The following is a 25,390-nucleotide window of genomic DNA, read 5'->3' on the forward strand; positions in this document are numbered from 1 at the left end:
GGTGTAGTGACAGCTCCGGAAGGTATCAGTGCAGGATATGATGCCTTTAAGGTAGATGCCCAAGGCAATGTCAGCACAGATGGTACGATTATCGCTCAAGGCAATTCAACGATTGGCGGTGTCACACTGGAAGACGGCAATGTCCTGACTAATGAAGTATGGGCTGGCAACAATAACTTCCATGTAAACGAAACCGGGAGTGTAACTGCACCAAGCGTAACCGGCCTTGAAAATACAGAATGGAATGCTGGTGAAGTTGTAGCAGACCGTGCAGCAACGGAAGGTCAGCTAGCAGATATTCAAAAACAAGTTACTAATAATACAAATAATATAGGTAACTTGACTACTAAATTTAACGAAGCTGGAATTAACACGAACAGCCTTGAAAAAGCGGTTGCTGTTGCTAACCAGCTGGATGGAGCGAACTTGTCTGCGCTGAACGCCTTGTCGCAAATTGCTCCTATGAGTTTGGATGTAACGATGATGACGAACAGTGTATTGTCGGCACCGCAGGAATCTCCAAAAGGGATGCGTGATCCGGATCCGAGTGAATGGGGCAACAATGTAACGACTGAAGATATGACGACTATTAATAATAATCTGACCGTTACGGGCGATACCCATCTGAAAGGCGATTTGAAAGTCGACGGTGAAGCTACGTTTAACAATAACGTTAGCATCAAAGGCGATCTGAACATGAACAACAACAAAATCACCGGCGTGGCTGACGGAGAAATCTCCGAAACGTCGAAAGACGCCGTCAACGGCAGCCAGCTCTACGGCGTGAAGCAGGATGTCGAAGCTAACGCGAAGAACATCAGCACTCTCGGCGGCGCAGTCAATAAGCTGGGCAACCGCATCGACGAAGTCGGCGCAGGCGCAGCCGCATTGGCAGCCCTCCATCCGCTCGATTTCGACCCGGACAACAAGTGGGACTTCTCGGCTGGCTACGGTAATTACCGCGGCGAAAGCGCCGTCGCCTTCGGAGCCTTCTACCGTCCGAACGAAGACACCATGTTCAGTGTCGGCGGCACCGTCGGTAACGACGACAATATGGTCAATGCCGGCGTATCCCTCAAGATCGGCTCCGGCAGCAGCGGCGTTACTACGTCCCGCGTCGCTATGGCCAAGGAAATCAAGGCTATGCGCGATGTCGTCGCTAAGCAGGATGCGCAGATTCAGAAATTGACGGCTATGGTCAACGCTCTCGTCGGCATTCAGTCCGAACCGGATACGACGACGATGTTCCCGGATGTACCGGAAAACCACTGGGCTTACGAAGCTGTCGCAGCCATGGCTAGAAGCGGCTTAGTAAAGGGCTATCCCGACGGCGAATTCAAGGGCGATCGCACTATGACCCGTTATGAATTTGCCCAGATCATCCAGAACGCGATTCAGGCCGGAGCGGAAGTAGATTCCCGTCTGGTAGAAGAATTCAAGCCGGAGCTGGAATATTTCCACATCGCCACGGTCGCGAAGGATAAGGATGGCAACCCGACGATCGAACGCGTACGGGCTAACTAACTTCATACGGAAAGGCTTTGTGAATAGCTTATAGCTGACACAAGGCAAGAGAAACGAGTCGGGGGAAACCTCGGCTCGTTTTTTCTATCATTTTATTCATTTAAAGGAGGAACTTCCCATGAATCAAACCGTATGCCAATGGATAGAACGCGCTCAGAAAGGCGAGGAAGAGGCGGTCTTGCTGATATTGCAGCAGTTCCGGCCCTTGATTTGCAAGTACGCCCGGCGGCACCGCTATTGCTACGATTCGCTGGACGAGGCCGTGTCGGTGGCCCAGCTGGCGATTTTGGAGTGCGTCCATGCCTTCGACGTAACTGGTGATGACGAAGCCCACAAGGCCTTCCGCCGGGCTGTAGACCGGGTGTTTAAACGGGAGAGCCGGCGGTTTAAGACTTACATGGAATCGATGGAGACGGCCCTTCATATCGACGAGATCGCCGAGGCATTGGGCTTATTCAGCGGCGACGAGCAGGACCCGCACCGGCAGGCTGTGGTGTCCGAGGTGAAGGACCTGGTGCGGAAGTGTTTGGACAGCCTGACGGAGGAAGAACAGCGATTTCTCCGCCTGCGCTATCTCGCCGACCTGACCTACGGCGACGTAGCCAAACGCTGCGGCCTGTCCCTGTCGCAGGCCCATAAGCTGACGAAGGCGGCCATGGCTAAGTTTTATGAGGCTGTGGACTGTCATGGCGGTGGAGAAGGTGAGGGTTATGGATTACTGCGTCCAGACGGGCAGCTGTAGGCGGCAGGCCATACAATTTGCTGAGATTTTTTTGAAAAAATCATTGACGAATAGCCCCTGAAATGATATTATAATAAAGTATTTGCATGGAGCGGTATCGAAGTGGTCATAACGGGGCTGACTCGAAATCAGTTAGGCCGAAAGGTCTCGTGGGTTCGAATCCCACCCGCTCCGCCAGACAAGAACCGCGCTGTCGAGCAGAAATGCTTGGCAGTGCGGTTCTTTTTTGCGTTTAAGAGCCTTTTACGGCTGTTTTTCTGCCTAAAAAAACGGCATTGAATAGAATCTATTATCGATGCTTGACATATAGCTTTCTACGCCGGTGCCTTCTCCATAAATATGGTAAAATTAACAAAGTAGCCGCATGAGAAAATAAGTCTTTGCATGCGGCCGTTTCTTTGATATGCGTGTAAACTATGTTGCATTATTATTAAATTTGTTATTTATCCCTATAATGAGAACCGCACTGGACGATTTTTATTATACCCTTTTCTATACGATACACGATGCGGTTAGAATCATCTATTCGACGACTCCAATAAGCAGATAAATCGCCGCTTAACCGTTCCGGCTTGCCAATTCCTTCATATCCGTTGCGGTCTATATCTCTCAGAAGTTGTAAAATACGTTTCAGTGTTTTCTTATCTTGCTTTGTCCAATATTCAAAATCTTCCCAGGCTTCATCAGTCCATGCTTTGATCATCTGTAATTACATCATGAATTGTACCGCCTGTAGCTTCCATCTGCGCAATGGAACGGCGAAGTCGAGCCATATTTTTTTCAGAATAAAACGGATCTATAGACACGTCGAAGGGGATACGTTTTTCCCTTGTCATTTTTTTTGCCAGCATGGTAATAGCCGTAGTCATAGAAAGTCCCAGATCATTGCAAATGCGGTCAAATTCTTTTTTTAAGGATTCGTCCATTCGGACGCTGATTGTAGTTTGTGCCATCGTAAACACGCTCCTTTCTATTTATATTTTAATACAATATCCATACAACATCAATACAATTAGCAAAAAGTGTATTTGATGATTATTTGAAGAAGTATTGCAGAATGCAATGTTTCAAGAAAAATGGATATACTTATTGCCGCTGCAGCTGAATACAAAATCGTTGTATTTTTTACGTATATTTTTATCGATGAAACGCTTTAGGTTCATGAAGATATAAAAATTTAAGAGTATCACTCATTGTATGCCGAATATTCTAATTAAATTTCATCTTATGGTATAATATCTATATGTATATTGATTATAACAAATTCGGCGCAGGGAGGAATGCAGGATGTTTGAATTGGTGCAGGTCAACGAGAAGACTTATTATATCGAGAGTCCGGCGAAAATCGGCGTGTATGTTGCCGAAGGGACGGACGTGTATTTGATTGACAGCGGCAACGACAAGGACGCAGGGCGGAAGATCCGCAAGCTTCTCGACGAAAAAGGCTGGACGCTGAAGGGGATTTTAAATACCCATTCCAATGCCGATCACATCGGCGGCAATGATTATCTGCAGCGCCAGCGGAAATGCAAGGTCTTTACCGGCGGTATTGAAACGGCCTTTACGAAGTATCCTATTTTGGAAACGTCCTTCTTGTACGGCGGCTATCCCTGCAAGGATTTACGCCACAAGTTTTTGCTGGCGGCGGCCAGCGACGCCGTCGATTTTTCCGACGCCGATTTTCCTAAGGACATAGAAGTAATTCCTCTGCCGGGCCATTTTTTCGACATGGTAGGCTTCCGTACGCCGGACAACACGGTCTTTCTGGCCGACTGCCTCAGCAGCATAGAAAACCTCGATAAATACGCCGTGTCCTTCATTTACGACGTAGCGGCCTATTTAAAGACTCTCGACGCAGTGGAGGCTATGGAGGGGGACGTCTTTGTGCCGTCTCACGCGGCGGCCGGCTCAAAGGAGGATATGCAGAAGCTCGTGCAGGCCAATCGGGACAAGATATATGAAATCAAGGCCTATCTCCTGTCGCTGTGCCAGGAGCCGATGATATTCGAGCATATCCTGCGGAAGGTATTTGACCGGTATCAGCTGGTCATGACGATAGAGCAGTATGTCCTGGTAGGCAGCACGATTCGCTCGTATTTGTCGTGGCTCCGCGATACGGGCGAGATGACCTATGCCTTTGAGGATCATTTGATGGTATGGAAAGCTGTATAATGTGTATATAAGAGTAGGACGACAAGGCGCTTGCGCAGGCAGGCGTCTTTTTTTGTATGAAACATGTCATACAGGTGGATTTATTTGAGAAAAAATTCACGTAGCATATGGGCCATTATTCTGTGCACGAACACATCAACAGAAAGGGCCTATTTTAATTGGATAGCTCGTATATACTATGTAAGCGTCACATAGGTACGGCAGTTTTTATGATATAAATATATCATAAAATTAAAAATAAAATGAAAAGACTATTGCATTTAGCTAACGAATGAGTATAATAAAGGTACAAACAAGGTTTACCAAAATTTTACAGTACTCTTACATGACGAAGGGAAATGTATTGAAAGGACGGGATGACATATGCCAATGGATTCGGCAAATCAGGAAGTTTGGATTGGCGTCGACGTAGGGACGACAGGCGTGCGGGCTATCGCCTACACGGAAGAAGGGACGAACGTCTGCTCTTCCGAAGCATTTTATCCGCTGTTAACGCCTCATCCGGACTGGGCGGAAGAAAGTCCGCTGCAAATTTATGAAGCTATCGAACAGGTCGTGCGCAAGACGGCGGACCAGCTCCGCTACAAGAACAAGGAGCTGGCAGGCGTAGCCCTGAGCACGGTGATGCACAGCTTCGCCGGTCTGGACGATATGAAGGAACCTCTCATGGACATGCAGACCTGGGCCGACAGCCGCAGCACGGGCATCGTGCGGGAAATGAAGAAAAATCCGGAGCTGTGCCGGTCGTTCTACGAACGGACAGGATGCCCCATTCACGCCTGCTATCCCCTGGCGAAGATCATCTGGCTGCGGGAAAACCAGCCGGAGCTGTTCAAACAGATGAAATACGTCGGTTCCTTAAAGGATTATATTTTTTACAACATGACGGGCGAATGGGTTATCGACAAGTCGGCGGCCAGCACGAGCGGCATGTACAACGAGCATACGCTGGACTGGGACGATGAAATCCTGGCGTACGCCGGTGTGACGAAGGACTACATGCCTCCCGTCGTATCGACGACGTACAGCCATCCGCTGACGGACGAAGCGGCGGCGGCCATGCATCTGCCTAAGGGACTGCCCGTCGTTATCGGCGCGACAGACGGCGTATTGGTCAACGTCGGCATCGGCGCTGTCGAACCAGGCCAGCTCAGCGGCACCATCGGCACGAGCGGCGCGCTGCGCATGCTGACGAAGGAACCGATGACGGACCCGCAGATGCGCACGTGGTGCTACAACCTGACCGACGACATGTGGGTAGCCGGCGGCGCTATCAACAACGGCGGCATGATTCTCCGCTGGGTCCGCGACAAGATCTGCCATTACGGCGGCAGCGCCCTGGAAAACCTGGACATCGACCCGTACGACCTCATGACCATGAAGGCGGAACACGTCGACGCCGGCGCCGACGGCCTCATCTGCCTGCCGTACTTTACAGGCGAACGGGCTCCGTACTGGAATTCGGAGCTGCGGGGCATGTTCTTCGGTTTCTCCCTCAACCACAGCCGGTCCCACATGATCCGGGCTGTCATGGAAGGTATCTGCTACAGCCTGAACAGCGTCATGCAGGCCTTGAAGGAATTCGGAGATGTAAAGGATATCCGCGTCAGCGGCAGCTTTACGAAATCGAGATTGTGGATTCAAATCCTGTCGGATGTTCTCAATCAGCCCATTACCTTGCCGGACAACAGCGAAGGCGCGGCATTCGGCGCTGCCGTACTGGGCTTCATTTCCAGCGGCAAGATGAAGAGCATCGCCGATACGGCCCATCTCGTCCATCCGCGCCGCATTTACACGCCGCAGGATGAAAACCGCGAAGTATACGACGAATTGTATGATATTTTCGTCCGCTTGTATCACAACTTACAGACTGAATTTTCCGATATTACGGAATATCAGAAGAAAATATAAGGAAGCAGAGAGGAGATAGATGATTATGGAATTACGGGATATCGGCGTCGTAGGCATGGCTGTCATGGGCAGCAATCTGGCCCTCAATATGGCCGACCACGGCTTTGCCGTATCGGTATACAACTACACGCCGGACTTGACGGAAAAATTTGTAACGGAACGGCCTCATGACAACATTAAAGGCTACTACGACTTGAAGGAATTTATCGGCTCCCTGAAAAAGCCCCGCAAGATCATGCTCATGATCATGGCTGGCGCGCCTGTAGACAGCATGATTGAACAGCTTATTCCCATCCTCGATGCCGGCGACATCATCATCGACGGCGGCAACTCGTACTTCGGCGACACGCGCCGCCGCTGCGAACGCTGCAGCGAAGCAGGCATCCACTTCTACGGCATGGGCATTTCCGGCGGCGAAAACGGCGCCCGCCGCGGCCCGTCCATCATGCCCGGCGGCAACAAGGACACATATCCGGAAATCCAGCCGGTCTATGAAGCCATCGCCGCCAAGGCTGCCGACGGCAAGCCGTGCTGCACCTACATCGGCGAAGACGGTGCAGGCCATTACGTCAAGATGGTCCACAACGGCATCGAATACGCCGATATGCAGCTCATTTCCGAAGCGTACCTGCTCTTGAAATACGTCGGCGGCTACGACAACGCCAAGATTTCGGAAATTTTCCACCAATGGAATCAGGGCGAGCTCAAGAGCTTCCTCATCGGCATTGCCGCCGATATCTTCGCAGAAGACGACGAAGCAGGCGGACAGGTCGTAGACTACATCGTCGACGCTGCCGGCCAGAAGGGCACGGGCCGCTGGACGAGCATCGAATCGATGAAGCAGGGCGTAGATATTTCCATGATTACGGCGGCCTGCAACGCCCGGGTCATGTCCAACCAGCCGGGCCGCAAGGTGGCGCAGGAAGTCATCCATAAGCCGGCTCTTACGAAGCAGGAAGGGGAGGCCTTTATCGAAGCCGTCCGTCAGAGCTTGTACACGGCGAAAATCGTCGCCTACGCCCAGGGCTTCTCGCTGTACCGCAGCGCCTCGGAAACGTACGGCTGGAACCTCGACTACGGCAGCATCGCGTCTATTTTCCGGGCCGGCTGCATCATTCAGGCTGAGTTCCTGAACAAGATTACCGAAGCCTACGAAAAGAACCCGAATCTGGAAAACCTCATGTTCGACGAATTCTTCCTCGACAAGATCAACGCCAATCAGGCCAGCCTGCGCAAGATCGTTTGCCTGGCTGTCAGCGAAGGTATTCCCGTACCGGCTTACGCCAACGCGATGGAATACATCGACGCCTACAGCAGCCCCCGCGTCGGCGCCAACCTCATTCAGGCCCTGCGCGACTACTTCGGCGCCCATACGTTTAAGCGCGTAGATAAAGAAGGTACGTTCCATCATCAGTGGAAGGAACATTATACGAAATAATAGAAGGAGGTCATACTCATGCCGCTAGTCATACTTGCCATCGGTATTCTCGTACTGTTTTTCCTCATCGTCAGAGTCAAGCTGAACAGCTTCCTGGCCCTTCTGGTCGTCGCCGGTCTCGTCGGCCTGGCCGAAGGAATGCCTATCGACAAGCTGATCCCGACTATTGAAAAGGGCTTGGGCGGAACCCTCGGCGGCCTGGCTATCGTCGTTTCCTTCGGCGCTATGCTGGGTAAGCTCATGGCCGAAAGCGGCGGCGCACAGCGCATCGCCACGACGCTCATCAACGTCTTCGGCCGGGAAAAGGTAAAATGGGCCGTCTGCCTGACGGGCTTCATCGTCGGCATCGCCCTGTTCTATGAAATCGGCTTTGTCCTCTTGATTCCTCTCGTATTCACCATCGCTGCAGAAGCGAAGATTCCCCTTCTCGAAGTAGGCATCCCGATGGCCGCGGCCTTGTCGGTCACGCACGGCTTCCTGCCGCCCCATCCCGGCCCGACGGCTATCGCCATCATCTATAACGCCGATATCGGCACGACCCTCGTATACGGCGCGATTATCGCCATCCCGACGGCTATCGTCGCCGGCCCGCTGTATTACAATTTGACGAAGGATATTAACCCGGAAATTCCTAAGGGATTGTACAATCCTAAAATCTTTAAGGACGATGAAATGCCCGGATTCGGCGTTTCCGTTTTCACCGCTCTCGTGCCCGTCGTCCTCATGGCTGCATCGGCTATTGCGAAATTAGCCCTGCCCGAAGCTTCGGGAGCGCGCCATATCCTGACCTTCCTCGGCCAGCCGGACATGGCCCTGACCATCGCTGTGGCCATCGCCATTTACACCTTCGGCCTGGGCCGCGGCAAGAAGATGGATGAAGTCATGAAAATCGTCCAGGACGCTGTCTTGGCTATCGCCATGATCCTCCTCATCGTCGGCGGCGGCGGTGCGCTCAAGCAGGTCCTCATCGACAGCGGCGTCGGTACCTATATCGGTGATTTGGTCGCTGGTGCCGATTTGTCCCCCTTAGTATTGGCTTGGCTCGTGGCCGCCGTTATCCGTACAGCCTGCGGCTCGGCTACCGTCGCGGCCTTGACGGCTGGCGGCATTGCCGCTCCGATCTGTGCGGCTACCGGGGCCAATCCCGAGCTGATGGTACTGGCTACGGGCGCAGGCTCCCTCATCTTCAGCCCGCCTAACGACCCCGGCTTCTGGCTGTTTAAAGAATTCTTCGGCCTGACCGTCAAGGAAACGGTGCGTACCTGGTGCGCGCTGGAAACGATCATCGCCGTCATGGGCCTCCTCGGCGTACTTGTTATCGACGCATTTTTAGTATAAAATTAAATATAGTCATAGAATTACTATGAAAATTTGCAAGGTAGGGGAGACGCGCCTATGGATGAAAAAGCAATCCAGCAATTTCCCGTGCTGCGCAGCGCATACGGCGGTCTGACGAAATCAGAGCGCCGTATTGCCGATTATATCGTCGCTGCGCCGGAAGAAATCATGGAGCAGACTATTTCCGATATTGCCAACGCTACGGAAAGCTCGGAAATTACAGTATCGCGGTTTTGTAAAAAGCTGGGGTTCAGCGGCCTGCAGGAATTGAAGCTGAATCTCATTGCCGGCATGTCGGCGGCAGAAAATAAAGAGTTTCACGACATCCGCAGCGGCGACCGCTGTTCTGTCGTAGCGTCTAAGATGTTTCAAAACATCAGCGACGGCCTGCAGGATACGCTGGCCTTGCTGGACTACGACGCCGTAGATGCTGCGGCCCGTATCCTGCGCCGGGCCCGCCGCGTCGCCGTGTACGGCTTCGGCAACTCGGCGACGGTGTGCCGGGACATCGCTACGCGGTACCTCCGCCTGGGATTGGCCATTCAGGCCTATGCGGACTCGCACATGCAGGTCACGTCGGCGGCCCTTTTGTCGCCGGACGACGCGGTCATCGCCGTCTCCCACAGCGGCGCGTCGCAGGAGCTGCTCCAGTCCGTGCAGGCTGCGAAGGACAGCGGCGCGTCTATCGTCGTCATTACGAGTCATGCCAAATCGCCGCTGGCAAAGCTGGCCGACGTGTGCCTGTGCGGTATGGGCCGCGAAGTCCGCTACTCTTCCGAAGCCGGCGCGTCGCGCCTCATTCACATGGCTATCGGCGACGTCCTGTACACGCGCATCGCCATGGCCGACGCCGAGCTGTTTCAGGACAACATGCAGAAAATGCGGCGGGAAATTACGAAAAAGAGAATATAAAGCATATCCTTCAGGGCCTTGTATGCGAAAAAAGTATACAACTTGCCAAAGAAATGACACACAACTGTAACATTTGTGCTGTATACTATATGTATCAACCAAAGGAAAACACTGGAATGGCAGCTAAAGGAGTGGTACAGATGATGAAGCGCATAAAGAATATTTTGAAGATGACGTTGGTTACGACGTTGGTACTGACGACGTTCAGCGGAGCCGTTGCCGTTCAGGCTGCCGGCCCGAGACACGACCGGCCAGGCTGGGAACAGCGAGACGACCGCCGCGACCATCGCGACAGAGACTGGGATCGCGATAGAAAAGACCATAAGAGCAAAACTCAGGAAGACGCTGACGACGCCAACAAGAAAGCCAACTGGGCTTTGGGCGTAGCCGCCGTCGCAGCGATTATCGCTATCGCCAAATAACATGGCTCCCCTATAGGGGAGGATATGATCTCCCTTTTAATCTCATATAATAAAATACCCGCAGGCAGCGACGACGAGCTGTCGGCGGGTATTTTATTGCCGTCTTGGGCTGGCGGCATATATGGCTTGACTGTAGTTTTTATGATACAATGTTTTCATAGCTTTTAAGAGTGAGGAACAGCAGATGAAACTAATCGTAGGAAACGTCATGCCCGAAGAAACGCGCATGGCTATCATAGAAGACAGTCGTCTCCGCGATTTCGCCGTCGAGCGGAACGACGAGACCCATATTGGCAATCATATTTACAAGGGAACCATACAGAATATCCTGCCGGCCCTGCAGGCGGCCTTTGTCAATATCGGCCGTAAGAAAAACGCCTTTTTGTATCTGGGCGATCTATTTCCCCGGGCGGCGACGAAGGAAGAAATTCAGCAGACCCATATTTCCGTCGGCCAGAGCGTCCTCGTCCAGGTCATCAAGGAGGAACGGGGCAGCAAGGGGGCCAAGGTGACGGCCAATGTCAGCCTGGCCGGGAGATACGCCGTCCTCATGCCGACGGTGGACTACGTCGGCGTGTCGAAAAAGATACGGGACGAAGAAGAACGGAACCGCCTGCGCGATATTACGGCGAAAATCAAGCCGGCCGGCATGGGCCTGATTATCCGTACCGTCGCCAAGGGCGTGTCGGAAGAGGCATTGCTGGCCGATATCCGCTATCTGCTGCGGACGTGGGACAGCGTGCAGCAGCGGTATAAGCTGGCGAAAAAGCCCAAGCTCCTGTACCGTGAGGCCGATTTGGTCATGCGGATGATACGGGATCACTTTACGGCCGACGTAAAAAAAATCATCGTCGACGACAAGGATGCCTACGACCGCATCTGCCAAATCGTGACGGACGACCAGTGGCGCAGCCGCGTCGAGCTGTATCAGGGCGACCAGCCGATTTTTGAATGCTACAATTTAGAAGACGAGCTGCGGCACCTCATGGCTCGTGAAGTCGCGCTGCCGTCGGGAGGCACGCTGGTCTTCGACCATACGGAGGCACTGACGGTCATCGATGTCAACAGCGGCAAGTACACGGGCAACGGCACCCTGCAGGATACGATATTTCACGTCAATAAGGAAGCGGCCGTGGAAATTGCCCGGCAGCTGCGGCTCCGCGATATCGGCGGCATCATCATCATTGATTTCATCGACATGGCCCAGCCTGTGCGGCGCGATGAAATTCTGCAGATACTGGAACGGGAAATGGCCCAGGACTGCACGAAAACCCACGTCCTGGGCATGACGGCCCTGAATCTGGTGGAAATTACCCGCAAGAAGGCCCGGCAGGGCTTGTATCAGGTACAGTTCAGTCCCTGCGATATCTGCGGCGGCTCGGGATATTTGTATTCTCCCGAATCGGTGGCGATCCAGATTATCCGCCGCCTGCGCCATATGGTTCACGTGCGCTATATAAAGGGCGACCTGCTCATCTGCGCTCATGCCGACGTATTAGCCGTCTTAAAAGATAAAAAGCGGCGGGACGAATTGGAGCGGGAGCTGTCACGGACGCTTCATTTCGAAGCGTCAGATCATCCGAACAGAGAAGTATTTTCGATTTTGTCGTATCATGAATAAATGAAAAACAGCTCGACACTATGATGTGCCGGGCTATTTTTTTTGCTCGTCCGTATGCTATTGGAGATAGAACGTCATGGTGACTGTTTCGCTTAACGTATTGGTGCCTGCTTCTACGGGGGCGTAGTCGGCGGCTTTGGCGGACATGCGCAGCGCCGCGCCGGCGTAGCCGTTTTCATAAGACGGCGAGCGGCCGGAAATGCTGATTTCCTTCACCTTGCCGAGGGACATGCCGGCGGCCTGGGCGGCGGCTTCAGCCTGCCGTCTGCCGTTGATGATGGCCTGCTTGACCAGGTTGTCCTTAATCTGTTCGGTCTTTTCGTTGGTGAAGCGGATGCCTTGAATAGAGTTGGCGTTCAGGTTGGCCGCCTTGGCGATGATGCGGGGAATCATGTCGAGGTCGGACACTTTAATTTGCAGATTATTCGTTACGGTGTACGATACGATCTTGCGGCTCTTGCTGTCGTAGTTCGGCGACATGTAGAAGCCCATGGTCTTGAGGTTTTCCGGGGCGATGCCCATAGATTTCATAGCCGCCGTGACCTGGCTCATGACTTCGTTGTTCTGCGTGCGGGCCTGCTGAGCGTCTTCTCCTGTCGTTTCCATGCCGATGGTGACGTAGGCCGTGTCGGGAGCGACTTCCTGCTGGGCGTAGCCCGTGACGTGGATGACCGACGGTTCGGGAGCAGCGGCATAAGACGGGGACATAAAGGCCGTGGAACCGATGAGCAGGGCGGCGACGGCCAAGGCTTTAACGGGATAATATTTCATGATAGGACCTCCTTTTAATTCCATAAGGCTTGTTTATTGGTACGCCTATTATAGCATTTCGCCGGAAGGCCCTTCAATACAAAGGAACGGACTGTGCAGAAACTGTGACAATTATGACAGATAGTTGTGTTTTATTTACTTCCGACGCCGGCTGCGGAAGAAATCGCGCATGATGGCGGCGCATTCGTCGGCCCGGACGCCGGCCGTCACTTCGACGCGGTGGTTCAGGGCCGGATTGTCGACGATTTGAAACAGTGAACGGACGGCGCCGCCCTTTGGATCGTCGCAGCCGTAGACGACGCGGTCGAGGCGGCTGTTGACGATGGCGCCGGCGCACATGGGGCAGGGCTCGACGGTGACGTAGAGGGTGCAGCCCGTGAGCCGCCAGCGGCCCAGAGCCCGGCAAGCTTTTTCGATGGCCAGGAGCTCGGCGTGGGCCGTGGCGCAGGGCAGGGTTTCGCGCAGGTTGTAGGCCCGGGCAATGGCCTTCTTTTGATAAATGACGACGGCGCCTACGGGAATTTCCCCGACGGCGGCGGCGATTTTCGCTTCTTCTATGGCTTTGCCCATGTAAAATTCGTCTTTTGTCATGACGTGTCTTGATTCTCCCTATATAATATAGTATGGTAAGGTATGTATTATATTATTTTACTAAATCGAGGTGTCCTATGCAATCTATTTGGTGGCAGGTTTTTGATATATTGGGAACGTCGGCCTTCGCCTTGTCGGGGGCGCTGGTGGCGATTTCCCGGCGCATGGATCTATTCGGCATCTTCGTCCTGGCGGCTGCGACGGCTGTCGGCGGAGGGATTGTCCGCGACCTGATGCTGGGCCATACGCCGCCGTCGGCCTTCCGCACGACGCTGTATGTATGGATTATCGTTCTTTCTATCGTCGCCGTCGTCTTGTTTATCCGCTACGTCAACGTGTCGTCGCGTCAGCGTCTGATTCATCAAATGGAATCGGTCTATCTCGTCTGCGACGCCATCGGCCTGGGTTCCTTTACCGTCACGGGGACGCTCATGGGATTTTATTACTATCCCCAGTACTGGGTGCTGAACGTCACCCTCGGCGTGCTGACCGCCGTCGGCGGAGGCGTCGTCCGCGACGTGCTGGCCGGGCAGATACCGGGCGTATTGAAAAAGGAAATTTATGCGACGGCGGCCTTGGCCGGGGCGTGCATATTGCTGTCCGTGCACATCTATTGGGGCTTTACCATATACGCTGCGTCGACCTTGAGCTTTGCTTTTACGGTCTGCCTGCGGCTAGTTGCCGTGCGCTTTCACTGGAACTTGCCCCGCGTGCGCAGGACGACGAAGAGTTCCATTTTTTAACGGAGTTTGCTATAATCATTACAATGATTTCATTATATTATACAAGGAAGTGGTACTTTTGAAAGGTTGGCAAAAAGCCGTAGGCGCCGCCGTCTTGTCCATGCTCATGAGCGTTGGGCCGACGGCGATGGCGCGGACGATTTTATATGTGCCTCAGGATAATCGTCCCGTCGATCTGGCGTATACGGTCAACACGGCGGAAGACGCGGGATATACAGTTCTTACGCCGCCGGAGCAATATTTGTCCGGGTCCAATTTTCAAGGTTCGCCGGACCGGCTCCTGCGCTGGGTCAACGAGAACGCCGGCCTGGCCGATGCAATGGTCTTATCTATTGATTCTCTAGTATACGGCGGTCTCGTCGATTCGCGGAAGCATAATTTCGACATGGAAACCCTCGTCGAACGGCTGGAAAAGGTGGAACACCTGCATAAGCTTCATAAAAACGTACCTATTTACGCTTTCAGCACCGTTATGCGCAGCCCCTGGGCCGGCGGCAAGGGCGTAGAGCCTGATTATTACCTGAAAATGGGGACGGATATGTATCAGCTGGCGGCCCTGCAGGCTAAGATGGACGTAGATAACCTGACGCCCCAGGAGCGAAGCAGCTGGTTTGCCGTCATGCGCCGTATTCCTTTGGAATATCTGCAGGACTGGTATAATCGCCGGCAGAAGAACATGATGATCAATTACCGCCTTATTCAGGATGCTAAGAAGGGGATTTTCAAATATTACAGCCTGGGCCATGACGATAATTCCGTCAATACCCAGTCGTCCCTCGAATCGAAGTATTTGGAAATGGCCGGCGCCGACGTGCCTAAGACGTCCTTCGGCTCTTTCCCCGGCGCAGACCAGCTGGGGCTGCTGCTCATTACGCGGGCAAATAATGATTTTACGAACTATCATCCCAAGGTCACGGTGATTTACCCCCTGGGCGGTGGCGAAAAGACCGTGCCGAGCTACGACGGACAGGCTATCGGCAAGACGATTGCTGCGCATATCGAGGCGATTGGCGGGACGGTAACAGAAACGGAACGGCCCGATTTACTGCTGGCAGTGAACACGCCCCTTACGTCGTCGACGAGCGAATCGGGGAATTTTGAAAACTTCCCCATCATGCTGCAGTCGACGCGGGAATTCCTGACGCAGATCGAAACGGCCGTCAAGGCCGGCATTCCCGTCAGCCTCGTCGATATGGCCTTTTCCAACGGCTCGGACAATACCCTCGTATACGGCTTATATCAGGACAAGATGATGTACCGTTTGGCGGCGTACAACGGCTGGAACACGGCGAGCAATTCCGTCGGCTACGGCTTGTCTCAGGGCGTCTTGTCGCGGTATATGACGCCGGAAGCCCACCGCGACATGCTGACGACGCAGTATCTGGACAACTGGGCCTATCAGGCCAACGTGCGCGACTATATTTCCCGCATGGACCAGAAGCTGGAAGCCGGTACAGTGAAGCGCTATTATCCGACGGGCATGAGGGAGCTTCAGAGCCTGACGAAGGAACAGCTCCAGCGCTATGCCGGCACGTATTTGGGCGTCGACCCGCGGACAGTCGACGTGACTTTGCCGTGGAACCGCTTGTTTGAAGTATACGTAGACGTCCACGATAAGCCCGATGTCGATTTGGAATGGCGGGAACGGCAGAAATTGAAGCAGAAAGAGCTGGACCGTCTGGGAAAAATCCTGAACGACGCCAAGAAAGCCCTGGAAGACGCGAAGAAGGCGGCTAAGGGCGGCAAGGTGGACCCGGCCTTGGAAAAACGGCTGAAAGATGCCGAAGCCGACGCGAAAGCCGCCTATGAAGCGGAAAAGCAGGCTCAGGAATTGAACGCCAAGGAAGAAGCGGCCCAGAAAAACCGCACGTGGGCTCCTAAGTAATCGAAAGGGGAGGGCGCGGCGAGCCGCATTGTGCCGACAATGACATCGTGCTGTAACAAAATTGTAACAATTATTAGCTATACTATTCATATACCAAAGGTATTTGAATAAAGGGAGCTGATATACGATGAAATTGAAAGATTCGCTGCGCAAAAAGATTATAGCATCTGTTATGACCGGCGTCATGGCCGTCGTCGTAGCCGCGCCGTATTCTATGGTTTCGGCTGCCGATATGACCCATGGAAGACTGCCTGTCAAAGCCGTTCAAAAGGACGGGCCTAAGCATGATAACGACATGCGGAAGCCGGGAGACCGGAAAGACGTGCGTAAGGACGTTCGGAAAGATGTCAAAAAAGACCGCAAGGCCGATAAAAAAGACATAAAGAAAGAAGTAAAGAAGGATGCAAAGAAGCCCGGTGTCATGAAGAAGCAGCCGCCTAAGAAGGGCGACGTCAGAAACGGCAAGGATACGGTCAGGCACGACCAGAAGGGCCATGGCGACAAGAAAGATGCGCCGCGCCGCGGACGGGCTTAATAGAAATCAGACGGGCGAGGGGAGGACTATACTCCCTGCGCAGCTAGGCATATGAAACCACAGAAAGCGTGAAGGAGCTGAATCATATGAAAACGACAACATGGCGTAAGAAATTGGCATCTTTTGCATTAGTAGGCGCTGCAGCCGCCGTTATGACGGTCATGCCGAACAGCCAGGCTTCGGCCGCCGACATGCGTCCCGGCCCGCCGCCTCCGCCGCACCGCATCGGTATGGAAGGACCGGGGTTCCACAGCACCTTTGATTTTTCCCATCGCGTGCAGGCTATGGTACGGGACGGCAAGATTACGCAGGAACAGGCCTTTAAACTGTATGATGAAATGAAACGGTTTGAACGGAAGGGGCAGCGGGACCATCGGCGGTTTATGCATAAGCTTCCCGACAGGACGGGCATTTCTGAAGATACGCTGAAGGAATTGTTCGCGCCGCCTCAGAGAGGTCAGAAGTTTAGAGACGGCAAAAAGCATCGTCCGGCACCGCCTCATCGCCGCGGCGACCGCCGGTAGGCTCATGGCTATGGAGAGTCGGAACGACGGCTCCGGGCATTGGCAATACAGCCGTAATGCGGTATAATACTGCCTATGGAACATAACAATAAGTATTCAGAAAAAAACAAAGAACATAAGGAAACGCAGGAAGTACGCAATACAGCTCCGGGCCGCCGAAAACGGCGCGCCGCAGGGGCTGTTCTTTGCGCGCTTCTTTTATCTGCGGCCTTCGTGGCGGCGGCCTATGGCGCGCCGAGTCTTTTCCTGCCGGAAAAACGAGGCTACGTCCATGTTCGCAGCGATATGACGGCGTCGGAAGTAGCCGATATGCTCAGCGAACAGGGGTATATTGCCAGCCCCCTCCTGTTCCGCGCGGCGGCCGTGGCTACGGGGCAGGCCGGCGATATCAAGGAAGGCGAGTACGTCATCGATACGTCTATGAGCGTCCACTCTATCCTGGAAAAGCTGACCAGCGGCAAGTCGGAGGCCCTGCGCCTGGTCGTTCCCGAGGGCTACACGGTGTGGCGCATTGCCAAGGAAGTGGCGGCTATGGGAAAAATTTCCGAAAAGGATTTCCTAGCGGCGGCTAAAAAGGAAGAATATCTCTATCCGTATATGAAGAGCCATCGCGACGTAACCTTCCCGACAGAGGGCTTCCTCTTTCCCGACACGTATTTTATTCCCCTGAACGCGACGGCCGACGACATCGTCAAGATGATGCTGAAAAACTTCGACGACCATCTGACGGAGGAAATGAAAAAGGGCATCGACGAGGAAAACCTGTCTATTTACCAGTTTGTCACCTTGGCATCGCTCATCGAAAAGGAAGCGAAGTACGAAAAGGACCGGCCCCTCATCGCCTCGGTATTCCTCAACCGCTTGGACAAGCACATGAAGCTCCAGTCTGACGCCAGCATTTCCTATGCCATGGGGACGCACAAGGCGGCGTACAGCATCGCCGAGACGCGCTACGATTCGCCTTATAATACGTATATGTACGAAGGCCTGCCGCCGGGACCGATCGGCAATCCCGGCATGGACTGCATGAACGCCGTACTGAAAGCGCCTCATACGTCGTATTTGTATTTCGTAGCCGATGAAGACGGCCACAACTACTTTGCCGCGACGTACGAAGAGCACATGAAAAACGTAGAGGAGCATATGCCATGACGGAGCTGTGGGCAGAGATGAAGGCCTATGCCAAAATCCACCAGGTTCCGATTTTGCGCGACGCCGAGCTGCCCTTATTCCGCGGCCTGGTGACGGCGGCTCGTCCGTCGTCGGTTTTGGAAGTCGGCGCGGCTATTGGGTACTCGACTTTGCAGATAGCCTCGTGCCTTACGGCGGAAAGCCGTATTACGACAATTGAAATCGATGCGGAACGGATTGCCGCGGCCCGGGATTTCATCGGCCGCTCGCCCTATGGAGAGATGATACGCCTCCTCGAAGGAGACGGCACGGCCCTCCTCGACGAGCTGGACGAGACGTGGGATTTCGTTTTCCTCGACGGCCCGAAGGGCCAGTATTCGCGGCAGCTGGCAAAAATCATGCCCAAGCTGCGGCCCGGCGCCGTCGTCGTAGCCGATAATATAAGCTATCATGATATGTTTTATATCGAAGGGACGGTACCTCATAAGCACCGCACGGCCATAGGCCGCCTGCACGAATTTTTGGACATGATCTATGACGATGACCGTTTTGAATCGGTATTTTTTGAAAATGGAGACGGCATGACCGTTTCCCGATGGAAAGGATAGATAATACGCATGCAGAAAATGGAGTTGCTGGCTCCGGCCGGCAATATGGATAAATTGAAAATGGCCCTGCTGTACGGGGCTGACGCCGTGTATTTAGGCGGCAAGTCGTTTGGGCTGCGGGCTTTCAGCGACAATTTTTCCCTGGAAGAAATGGAAGAAGCTGTCCGCTACGCCCACGAGTTGGGGAAGAAGGTTCACGTGACCGTCAATATCTTTCCCCACAACGCCGACTTAAACGGTTTGCCCGAATACTTGACCAGCCTGCGGGATATTCATGTCGACGCCGTGCTCATCGCCGACCCCGGTATTTTTAGCCTGGCCCGGCAAATCGTACCCGACTTGCCCGTTCATATTTCGACGCAGGCCAACGTGACCAACTGGGCGTCGGCGAAGTTTTGGCATGATGCCGGCGCAAAGCGCGTCGTCATGGCCCGCGAGGTCAGCTTAAAGGACGTAAAGGCCATTCACGATAAGGTGCCCGTCGAGCTGGAAGGCTTCGTGCACGGTGCGATGTGCATTTCCTATTCGGGGCGCTGCCTGCTGAGCAATTACTTTACGGAAAACCGCGATTCCAACCGAGGCCAGTGCGTCCAGTGCTGCCGGTTTAAGTACAACGTCGTCGAAGAAAAGCGGCCGGGCCAGTATTTCCCGGTCATGGAAGACGAACGGGGCACGTATATCTTCAATTCCAAGGACCTGTGCCTTCTGCCGTATCTGCCCGACTTGTACAACGCCGGCTTGTGCAGCCTGAAAATCGAGGGGCGCATGAAGAGCGTTCACTACGTCGCGACGGTCGTCAAGGTATACCGTCAGGCCATCGACGCCTATGAACGGGACCCGGAACATTTCCGCGTCCTGCCTGAATGGGTAGAAGAATTGGAAAAAATTTCTCACCGCCCCTATACGCGGGGCTTTTCCGTGTCCCGTCCGACGGAAGCCGATCAGGTGTACAGCCATTCGAGCAATACGCAGACTCATGAATTCATCGGCCTCGTCCGCTCGTATGATGCAGAGCGGAAGCTGGCCTGGATTGAGCAGCGCAACCATTTCAAAGTCGGACAGACCGTCGAATTTCTCCAGCCTAAGGGAAAGCTGATTCGCTGCACTATCAGCCGGATTCTCGATGAAGACGGACAGGACCTCGACGCGGCCCGCCATGCCCAGCAGGTCGTCGCCGTTCCCGTAGACGAGCCGTTGGAGGCCTATTCTATGATGCGCCGGGAGATGAAACGCCATGCTTGAGCCGGAATGGGTGTATTTCCGCATTCCTCCGCAGGAAATGACGTATCTCACGCGGATTCTTGAGGGCTGCGAGTATTTGGGCGTCGTTACTGCAATAGATGGAAAAGCTGGCGTCGGCTTCGTGCGGACGACGGCCGATACGGCGGCGGAGACGCGGGACGTCCTGCTGTCTCTGCCCTTTCCTGTCACCTTGCTTTCGCATGAGGAAGCCTGTCGTTGGCAAGCAGGGAAAGAATAAATTATCAATTTATAAATATTTAATATGCATGAAAAGTTACGGAACCGCGTCTGCTTGGCAGAGGCGGTTTTTTGTTGCGAAACGGTAATCTTTCCGTAAAAAGTCAATAATATCTGTGAAAAAGACGTAATTTGCAGCGCGATTTACTCTTAATTTTCTTGGCAAAATGTTGTATAATTAGCGTATATTATTTAAAATATGCATAGCTATTCGCGGAAGTATATTTATAAAAGAAAATCCTATAGCATATAGACATAACGCACGCGTTTGACAGAGTATGACTGGGATTTTCTTGACGTGAGGAGGAATTTTATATGAGAAAATCCAATTGTCTGGCAATGATTCTGGCTGGCGGGCGAGGGAGCCGTCTGGGCGTCCTGACGAAAGATCAGGCCAAGCCCGGACTCTTGTTCGGTGGCAAATACCGCATTATCGACTTTCCGCTCAGTAACTGCCGCAACTCCGGCATCAACACCGTCGGCATCCTGACCCAGTACCAGCCGCTGGAACTGAACTGGTATGTCGGCAACGGCAGCTCGTGGGACTTGGATTCCGATCGGGGCGGTGCATATATCCTGCCGCCGTATGAAAGCGACGGCGGTTCCAACTGGTACCGCGGCACGGCCGACGCTATTTATCAGAACTTGAATTTCGTCGAAATGGTCGGAGACGACTACGTCCTCATCTTGTCGGGCGACCATATCTATTCTATGGACTACGCTAAGATGCTGGCCTTCCACAAAAAGCATCAGGCGAAAGTCACCATCGCGACGATCCGCGTTCCCTGGGACGAAGCCAGCCGCTTCGGCATCATGGTCGCCGACGAAACGATGCGCATCAATAAATTCCAGGAAAAACCGGCCAAGCCCGAAAGCAACCTGGCTTCCATGGGCATTTATATCTTCGACCGCGACGTATTGGAAAGCTATTTGAAAGCCGACGCGAAGGATGAAAAATCGGAACACGACTTTGGCAAAAACGTCATTCCCGCTATGCTGAAGGACAAGCTGCCCCTGTACGCCTATCCCTTTGAAGGCTATTGGAAGGACGTCGGAACGATCGACAGCCTGTGGCAGGCCAATATGGACCTCATTGCCGACGAACCGCCCCTCGACCTGAACAATCCGGCATGGCGTATTTATTCTGCCAGCCAGAGCATGCCGCCTCATTTCGTAGGACCCGAAGGCAGCGCCAAGAGCTCTATCGTCGCCGAAGGCTCGGCTATCCTGGGCAACGTCATAAACTCGATCATCTTCTATGACGTGACGATTGAAAAAGGCGCAAAGGTAAGCAATTCCGTCATCCTGCCGGGCACGGTCATCAAGAAGGGCGCCGTCGTCGACAAGGCGATTATCGGCGAACGCTGCGTCATCCATGACGGCGCCGTCGTACAGAACGAAGACGGCTCTATCGCCGTATTGGGCAGAAACGAAGAAAAGCTGGCAGCTAAAAAAGGGGAGGCATAACATATGAACAGCAACATGATTGCAATAATTAACCTTAGAAACGAAAGCCCGCTCCGCGAGCTCAATGAAAAACGGCCCTTGGCGACCATTCCCGTAGGCGGCAAATTCCGCCTCATCGACTTTACGCTGTCCAATTTGGTCAACGCCGGCGTATCGCAGGTCGGACTCTTGTTGTCGGCCCAGTCGCGCTCCGTATTGGACCATATCCGCTCAGGTAAGGAATGGGGCCTGGCCCGCAAAGGAGACGGCTTGTTCTATCTGCCGGAAGAAGTAGAAGACGTCGTTCATCCTACGGAAGGCGACGTACCGGCTTATTATAAAAACCTCATGTTCGTCGAACGGGGCAATAAGCCGTATATCTTGCTGACGGGCTGCGACATGGTGCAGAACATCGATTACGACGAAGTGCTCCATTTCCATCGCCGTCACAACGCCGACGTCACCCTCGTTTACCAGAAGCAGAAATACGAATTTAACCGCAGCGGCTACGCCCTGAATATCGGCGAAAACGACCGCGTCCTGGACATCGAATCGCGGGAAACGCTGGCGGCCGGCGAAAACCTGTACCAGCGGGGCGTCCTCATCGACAGCAAGGTCTTTGAAAGCTGCATCCGCAAGGCCTATACGCAGGGCTACAACTACCTGATTACGGACGTGCTGAAGCGCAATGTAGACCGCCTGCGCATTTTCGGTTATAATTATCAAGGATATGCGAAGCGGATCGACACCATCGATTCGTACTTCCAGGTCAATATGGACCTGCTCGACGCCAAGACGTGGCACGACTTGTTCCTCAAGGACAAGCAGCACCACATCTACACGAAGATCAAAGACGAAGCGCCGGCTAAGTACATGGAAGAATCGCATGTCAGCAATTCTCTCGTAGCAAACGGCTGCATTATCGAAGGCCGCGTCGAAAATTCCATCTTGTTCCGTAAGGTCAAGGTCGGCAAGAACGCCGTCATCCGCAACAGCATCATCATGCAGCATACGGGCATCGGCGACGACGCCCAGCTCGACTACGTCGTATGCGATAAGAACGCCGTAGTGCAGCCCGAGGCCATTTTGTCCGGCACCAAGGACAAACCGCTGTGCATCGGAAAATGCACTGTAATTTAAGAAGAGGTATAGAAGAACAATGAAAAAATGGCAGGATAAGGAAGAATTCAAGAAGATATTTACTGAAAAGGCGCATGTCTTGTGGGAAAAAGAGCTCAGAGATCTGACGCTCAACGAAGTATACCAGACGATTGCCTACATGATACGCGACTTGGTCAGTGAAGATTGGATTCGTACGAACGAAGTGTACGCCGAGCAAAAGGCGAAACAGGTCTATTATTTCTCGATTGAATTTTTGCTGGGACGCTTGCTCCAGTCCAACCTCATCGGCATCGGCTTGGAAGACATTTGCCGGCAGGGCTTGGAAGATCTGGGCTGGAAGCTGGAAGACGTCGTTCCGCAGGAACGGGACCCGGGCTTGGGCAACGGCGGCTTAGGCCGTCTGGCAGCCTGCTTCATCGACTCCCTGGCGGCGCTGCAGCTGCCGGGACATGGATGCAGCATCCGCTACCAGTACGGGCTGTTCAACCAGCGCATCGTCGACGGCCAGCAGGTAGAGCTTCCTGACAACTGGCTGGTCAACGGCTATCCCTGGGAAGTCAAGCGAGTAGATAAGGCCGTAAACGTCCGCTTCGGCGGCAACGCCTACATGCGGCCGACGGAAGACGGAGAGCTCGAATGCGTTCACGAAAATTATTCGTCTGTCCGCGCCGTCCCGTACGACGTTCCTGTCATTGGCTATCATAACGACACCGTCAATACGCTGCGCCTGTGGCGGGCCGAATACTCCCGGGAAGATTTGTACCGCGAGCTGACCCTCGGCGACCGCCACCGGGCGTTCCGTTACAAGAACAACGTACAGCTCATTTCCCGCTTCCTCTATCCGGAAGACAGCACGGAAGAAGGCCGCCGCCTGCGCCTGATGCAGGAATACTTCATGGTTTCGGCAGGCCTGCAGAGTATCGTACGCCACTATAAGAGAAAATACAAGGAAAGCATGTACAAGTTCGACCAGTACATCGCCATCCACATCAACGACACTCATCCGGCTCTGGTCGTGCCGGAACTGATGCGCATCCTCCTCGACGAGGAAGGCATGGCCTGGGAAGACGCATGGGATATTACGTGCCGCACCGTGGCTTATACGAATCACACGATTTTGCCGGAAGCCATGGAAAAATGGTCTATCCCCATGTTCCAGTCGCTCCTGCCGCGCATTTATCTCATCGTCGAAGAAATCAACAACCGCTGGCTCAAGGAAGTGCGCCGCCTCTATCCGGGCGACGAAAACAAGGCCCGCAGCGTAGCCATCCTTTGGGACGGCCAGGTTCACATGGCTCATTTGTCCGTATTGGGCAGCCACAGCGTCAACGGCGTTGCGGAAATCCACTCGCAGATCCTGAAGGATTCGACGCTCCATCAGTTCTATACGATTTTCCCGAACCGTTTCTCCAACAAGACCAACGGCGTTACGCACCGCCGCTGGCTTATCGAAGCCAATCCGCAGCTGTCGAACCTCATCGATGAAGCCATCGGCGACGAATGGCGCCTCGAACCGTCCAAGCTCATCCGCTTGAAGACCGTCTCCAGCGACAGCGCCTTCCTGGATAAGCTGGCTAAGGTGAAGAAAGCCCGCAAGGAAATTCTGGCTGACTATATCAAGAAGGAATACGATACGAATATCGCCGTCGATTCGATTTTCGACATTCAGATCAAGCGCATTCATCTATACAAACGGCAGCTGTTGAATATCCTCGGCATCCTTCACCTGTACTATACGCTGAAAGCAAATCCGGACCTGCGCGTCCGCCCGCACACGTTCCTGTTCGGCGGCAAGGCTGCGGCGGGCTACGGCGAAGCCAAGCAGACGATCAAGCTTATCAACGTCGTGGCCAATATGATCAACCGCGACAAGCAGGTGAACAAGCAGCTGAAGGTACTGTTCCTGGAAAACTACAACGTCTCCTTGGGACAGCTCCTGTTCCCGGCGGCCGACGTGAGCGAGCAGATCTCCACGGCCGGCAAGGAAGCGTCCGGCACGGGCAATATGAAATTCATGATGAACGGGGCCATTACGCTGGGCACGATGGACGGGGCCAACGTAGAAATCTGCCGCGAAGTCGGCATGGAACACTGCGTCATCTTCGGCCTGCGGGCGGAAGAAGTCATGAATTACTACATGCACGGCGGCTATTCGTCGTGGAATATGTACAGCTCGGACCCGCGCATCCGCCAGCTCATGAACTCGCTCGTAGACGGTTCCATCAACGGCGAACATTTCGGCATGCTGTACGAATCGCTGCTGGACCGCAACGACGAATTCTTCGTCCTCAAGGATTTCGCCGCTTATTGCGAGGCCCATACGGAAATATCCCGCCGCTACGCAAACCAAAAGCAGTGGTTCCATTCCAGCGCCATCAATATCGCCCATTCGGGCTACTTCTCCAGCGACAGGACGATTCAGCAGTATGCATCTGACATTTGGCGTATTAAATCCGTCAAGGTATAATCAGTCAG

At 53.6% G+C, this 25,390-nt stretch carries 24 protein-coding genes and 1 tRNA gene; 21 read left to right on the forward strand and 4 right to left on the reverse strand.

The features are described from left to right. The 3 genes from B5F80_RS11395 to B5F80_RS02905 form a co-directional block, all read left to right on the forward strand. A partial coding sequence (locus B5F80_RS11395) for an S-layer homology domain-containing protein (protein WP_239386289.1) occupies positions 1 to 1,524 on the forward strand: 1,524 nt, incomplete at its 5' end. 118 nt (positions 1,525 to 1,642) lie between these two features. After that, positions 1,643 to 2,266, forward strand: coding sequence for a sigma-70 family RNA polymerase sigma factor (locus B5F80_RS02900; protein ID WP_087477323.1), 624 nt, complete (start codon positions 1,643 to 1,645; stop codon positions 2,264 to 2,266). 88 nt (positions 2,267 to 2,354) lie between these two features. Then, positions 2,355 to 2,443, forward strand: a tRNA-Ser gene (locus tag B5F80_RS02905). 262 nt (positions 2,444 to 2,705) lie between these two features. On the opposite strand, the gene B5F80_RS02910 is transcribed toward B5F80_RS02905, so the two are convergent. Both B5F80_RS02910 and B5F80_RS02915 read right to left on the reverse strand, forming a co-directional pair. Continuing rightward, a complete protein-coding gene (locus B5F80_RS02910; protein ID WP_087477324.1) occupies positions 2,706 to 2,969 on the reverse strand; it encodes a Txe/YoeB family addiction module toxin in 264 nt (87 codons plus the stop codon). Next, positions 2,950 to 3,219, reverse strand: coding sequence for a type II toxin-antitoxin system RelB/DinJ family antitoxin (locus tag B5F80_RS02915; protein WP_087477325.1), 270 nt, complete (start codon positions 3,217 to 3,219; stop codon positions 2,950 to 2,952). The genes B5F80_RS02910 and B5F80_RS02915 overlap by 20 nt, the downstream gene beginning before the upstream one ends. A gap of 334 nt (positions 3,220 to 3,553) precedes the next feature. Between B5F80_RS02915 and B5F80_RS02920 the strand changes: the two genes are divergently transcribed. The 7 genes from B5F80_RS02920 (at position 3,554) to B5F80_RS02950 (ending at position 12,080) form a co-directional block, all read left to right on the forward strand. Continuing rightward, positions 3,554 to 4,438 carry an MBL fold metallo-hydrolase gene (locus tag B5F80_RS02920; RefSeq protein ID WP_087477326.1) on the forward strand — a complete coding sequence of 295 codons (885 nt, stop codon included), beginning with the start codon at positions 3,554 to 3,556 and terminating at the stop codon, positions 4,436 to 4,438. A gap of 363 nt (positions 4,439 to 4,801) precedes the next feature. Beyond that, positions 4,802 to 6,349 (forward strand): gluconokinase, encoded by a 1,548-nt coding sequence (locus B5F80_RS02925; protein WP_087477327.1) that lies wholly within the window; start codon positions 4,802 to 4,804, stop codon positions 6,347 to 6,349. A gap of 25 nt (positions 6,350 to 6,374) precedes the next feature. Beyond that, on the forward strand, positions 6,375 to 7,787 hold the full coding sequence (gene gnd / locus B5F80_RS02930) for a decarboxylating NADP(+)-dependent phosphogluconate dehydrogenase (protein ID WP_087477328.1): 1,413 nt from the start codon (positions 6,375 to 6,377) through the stop codon (positions 7,785 to 7,787). A gap of 18 nt (positions 7,788 to 7,805) precedes the next feature. Next, the gene (locus tag B5F80_RS02935; protein ID WP_087477329.1) at positions 7,806 to 9,125 is read left to right on the forward strand and encodes a gluconate:H+ symporter; all 1,320 of its coding nucleotides are present in this window, start codon (positions 7,806 to 7,808) and stop codon (positions 9,123 to 9,125) included. Positions 9,126 to 9,182: 57 nt separating this feature from the next. Continuing rightward, positions 9,183 to 10,037: a MurR/RpiR family transcriptional regulator gene (locus tag B5F80_RS02940; RefSeq protein WP_087477330.1), complete on the forward strand. Its 855-nt coding sequence runs from the start codon at positions 9,183 to 9,185 to the stop codon at positions 10,035 to 10,037. A 140-nt stretch (positions 10,038 to 10,177) separates the two neighbouring features. Continuing rightward, positions 10,178 to 10,459 carry a hypothetical protein gene (locus tag B5F80_RS02945; RefSeq protein ID WP_232818746.1) on the forward strand — a complete coding sequence of 94 codons (282 nt, stop codon included), beginning with the start codon at positions 10,178 to 10,180 and terminating at the stop codon, positions 10,457 to 10,459. 184 nt (positions 10,460 to 10,643) lie between these two features. After that, a complete protein-coding gene (locus tag B5F80_RS02950; RefSeq protein WP_087477331.1) occupies positions 10,644 to 12,080 on the forward strand; it encodes an Rne/Rng family ribonuclease in 1,437 nt (478 codons plus the stop codon). Positions 12,081 to 12,137: 57 nt separating this feature from the next. Here the strand turns inward: B5F80_RS02950 and B5F80_RS02955 are convergent, their stop codons facing one another. Continuing rightward, entirely contained in the window at positions 12,138 to 12,851 is a 714-nt protein-coding gene (locus tag B5F80_RS02955; protein WP_087477332.1) for an SIMPL domain-containing protein, read from the reverse strand. Positions 12,852 to 12,986: 135 nt separating this feature from the next. Next, positions 12,987 to 13,442 (reverse strand): tRNA adenosine(34) deaminase TadA, encoded by a 456-nt coding sequence (gene tadA / locus B5F80_RS02960; protein ID WP_087477333.1) that lies wholly within the window; start codon positions 13,440 to 13,442, stop codon positions 12,987 to 12,989. Between the two features lie 77 nt (positions 13,443 to 13,519). Here tadA and B5F80_RS02965 point away from each other — a divergent pair, with 77 nt between their 5' ends. The 11 genes from B5F80_RS02965 to B5F80_RS03015 all read left to right on the forward strand — a co-directional run bounded on the left by B5F80_RS02965 (position 13,520) and on the right by B5F80_RS03015 (position 25,382). Beyond that, a complete protein-coding gene (locus B5F80_RS02965; RefSeq protein ID WP_087477334.1) occupies positions 13,520 to 14,185 on the forward strand; it encodes a trimeric intracellular cation channel family protein in 666 nt (221 codons plus the stop codon). A 58-nt stretch (positions 14,186 to 14,243) separates the two neighbouring features. Continuing rightward, positions 14,244 to 16,070 carry a DUF4127 family protein gene (locus B5F80_RS02970; protein WP_087477335.1) on the forward strand — a complete coding sequence of 609 codons (1,827 nt, stop codon included), beginning with the start codon at positions 14,244 to 14,246 and terminating at the stop codon, positions 16,068 to 16,070. 127 nt (positions 16,071 to 16,197) lie between these two features. Beyond that, on the forward strand, positions 16,198 to 16,605 hold the full coding sequence (locus B5F80_RS02975) for a hypothetical protein (protein ID WP_087477336.1): 408 nt from the start codon (positions 16,198 to 16,200) through the stop codon (positions 16,603 to 16,605). A gap of 86 nt (positions 16,606 to 16,691) precedes the next feature. After that, positions 16,692 to 17,129, forward strand: coding sequence for a hypothetical protein (locus B5F80_RS02980; RefSeq protein WP_087477337.1), 438 nt, complete (start codon positions 16,692 to 16,694; stop codon positions 17,127 to 17,129). A 75-nt stretch (positions 17,130 to 17,204) separates the two neighbouring features. After that, positions 17,205 to 18,281 (forward strand): endolytic transglycosylase MltG, encoded by a 1,077-nt coding sequence (gene mltG / locus B5F80_RS02985; RefSeq protein ID WP_087477338.1) that lies wholly within the window; start codon positions 17,205 to 17,207, stop codon positions 18,279 to 18,281. Then, positions 18,278 to 18,868: an O-methyltransferase gene (locus B5F80_RS02990; protein ID WP_087477339.1), complete on the forward strand. Its 591-nt coding sequence runs from the start codon at positions 18,278 to 18,280 to the stop codon at positions 18,866 to 18,868. The genes mltG and B5F80_RS02990 overlap by 4 nt, the downstream gene beginning before the upstream one ends. An 18-nt stretch (positions 18,869 to 18,886) precedes the next feature. Continuing rightward, a complete protein-coding gene (locus tag B5F80_RS02995) occupies positions 18,887 to 20,110 on the forward strand; it encodes a U32 family peptidase (protein WP_087477445.1) in 1,224 nt (407 codons plus the stop codon). Further along, on the forward strand, positions 20,103 to 20,348 hold the full coding sequence (locus tag B5F80_RS03000) for a DUF4911 domain-containing protein (protein WP_087477340.1): 246 nt from the start codon (positions 20,103 to 20,105) through the stop codon (positions 20,346 to 20,348). The genes B5F80_RS02995 and B5F80_RS03000 overlap by 8 nt, the downstream gene beginning before the upstream one ends. Before the next feature lie 314 nt (positions 20,349 to 20,662). Continuing rightward, positions 20,663 to 21,814, forward strand: coding sequence for a glucose-1-phosphate adenylyltransferase (locus B5F80_RS03005; RefSeq protein ID WP_087477341.1), 1,152 nt, complete (start codon positions 20,663 to 20,665; stop codon positions 21,812 to 21,814). Positions 21,815 to 21,817: 3 nt separating this feature from the next. Next, positions 21,818 to 22,933, forward strand: coding sequence for a glucose-1-phosphate adenylyltransferase subunit GlgD (glgD, locus tag B5F80_RS03010; RefSeq protein WP_239386290.1), 1,116 nt, complete (start codon positions 21,818 to 21,820; stop codon positions 22,931 to 22,933). Positions 22,934 to 22,952: 19 nt separating this feature from the next. Continuing rightward, the gene (locus tag B5F80_RS03015; RefSeq protein WP_087477342.1) at positions 22,953 to 25,382 is read left to right on the forward strand and encodes a glycogen/starch/alpha-glucan phosphorylase; all 2,430 of its coding nucleotides are present in this window, start codon (positions 22,953 to 22,955) and stop codon (positions 25,380 to 25,382) included. Positions 25,383 to 25,390: the final 8 nt, after the last annotated feature.

It is taken from the genome of Megasphaera sp. An286 (assembly GCF_002163455.1).
GTDB lineage: Bacteria > Bacillota > Negativicutes > Veillonellales > Megasphaeraceae > Megasphaera > Megasphaera stantonii.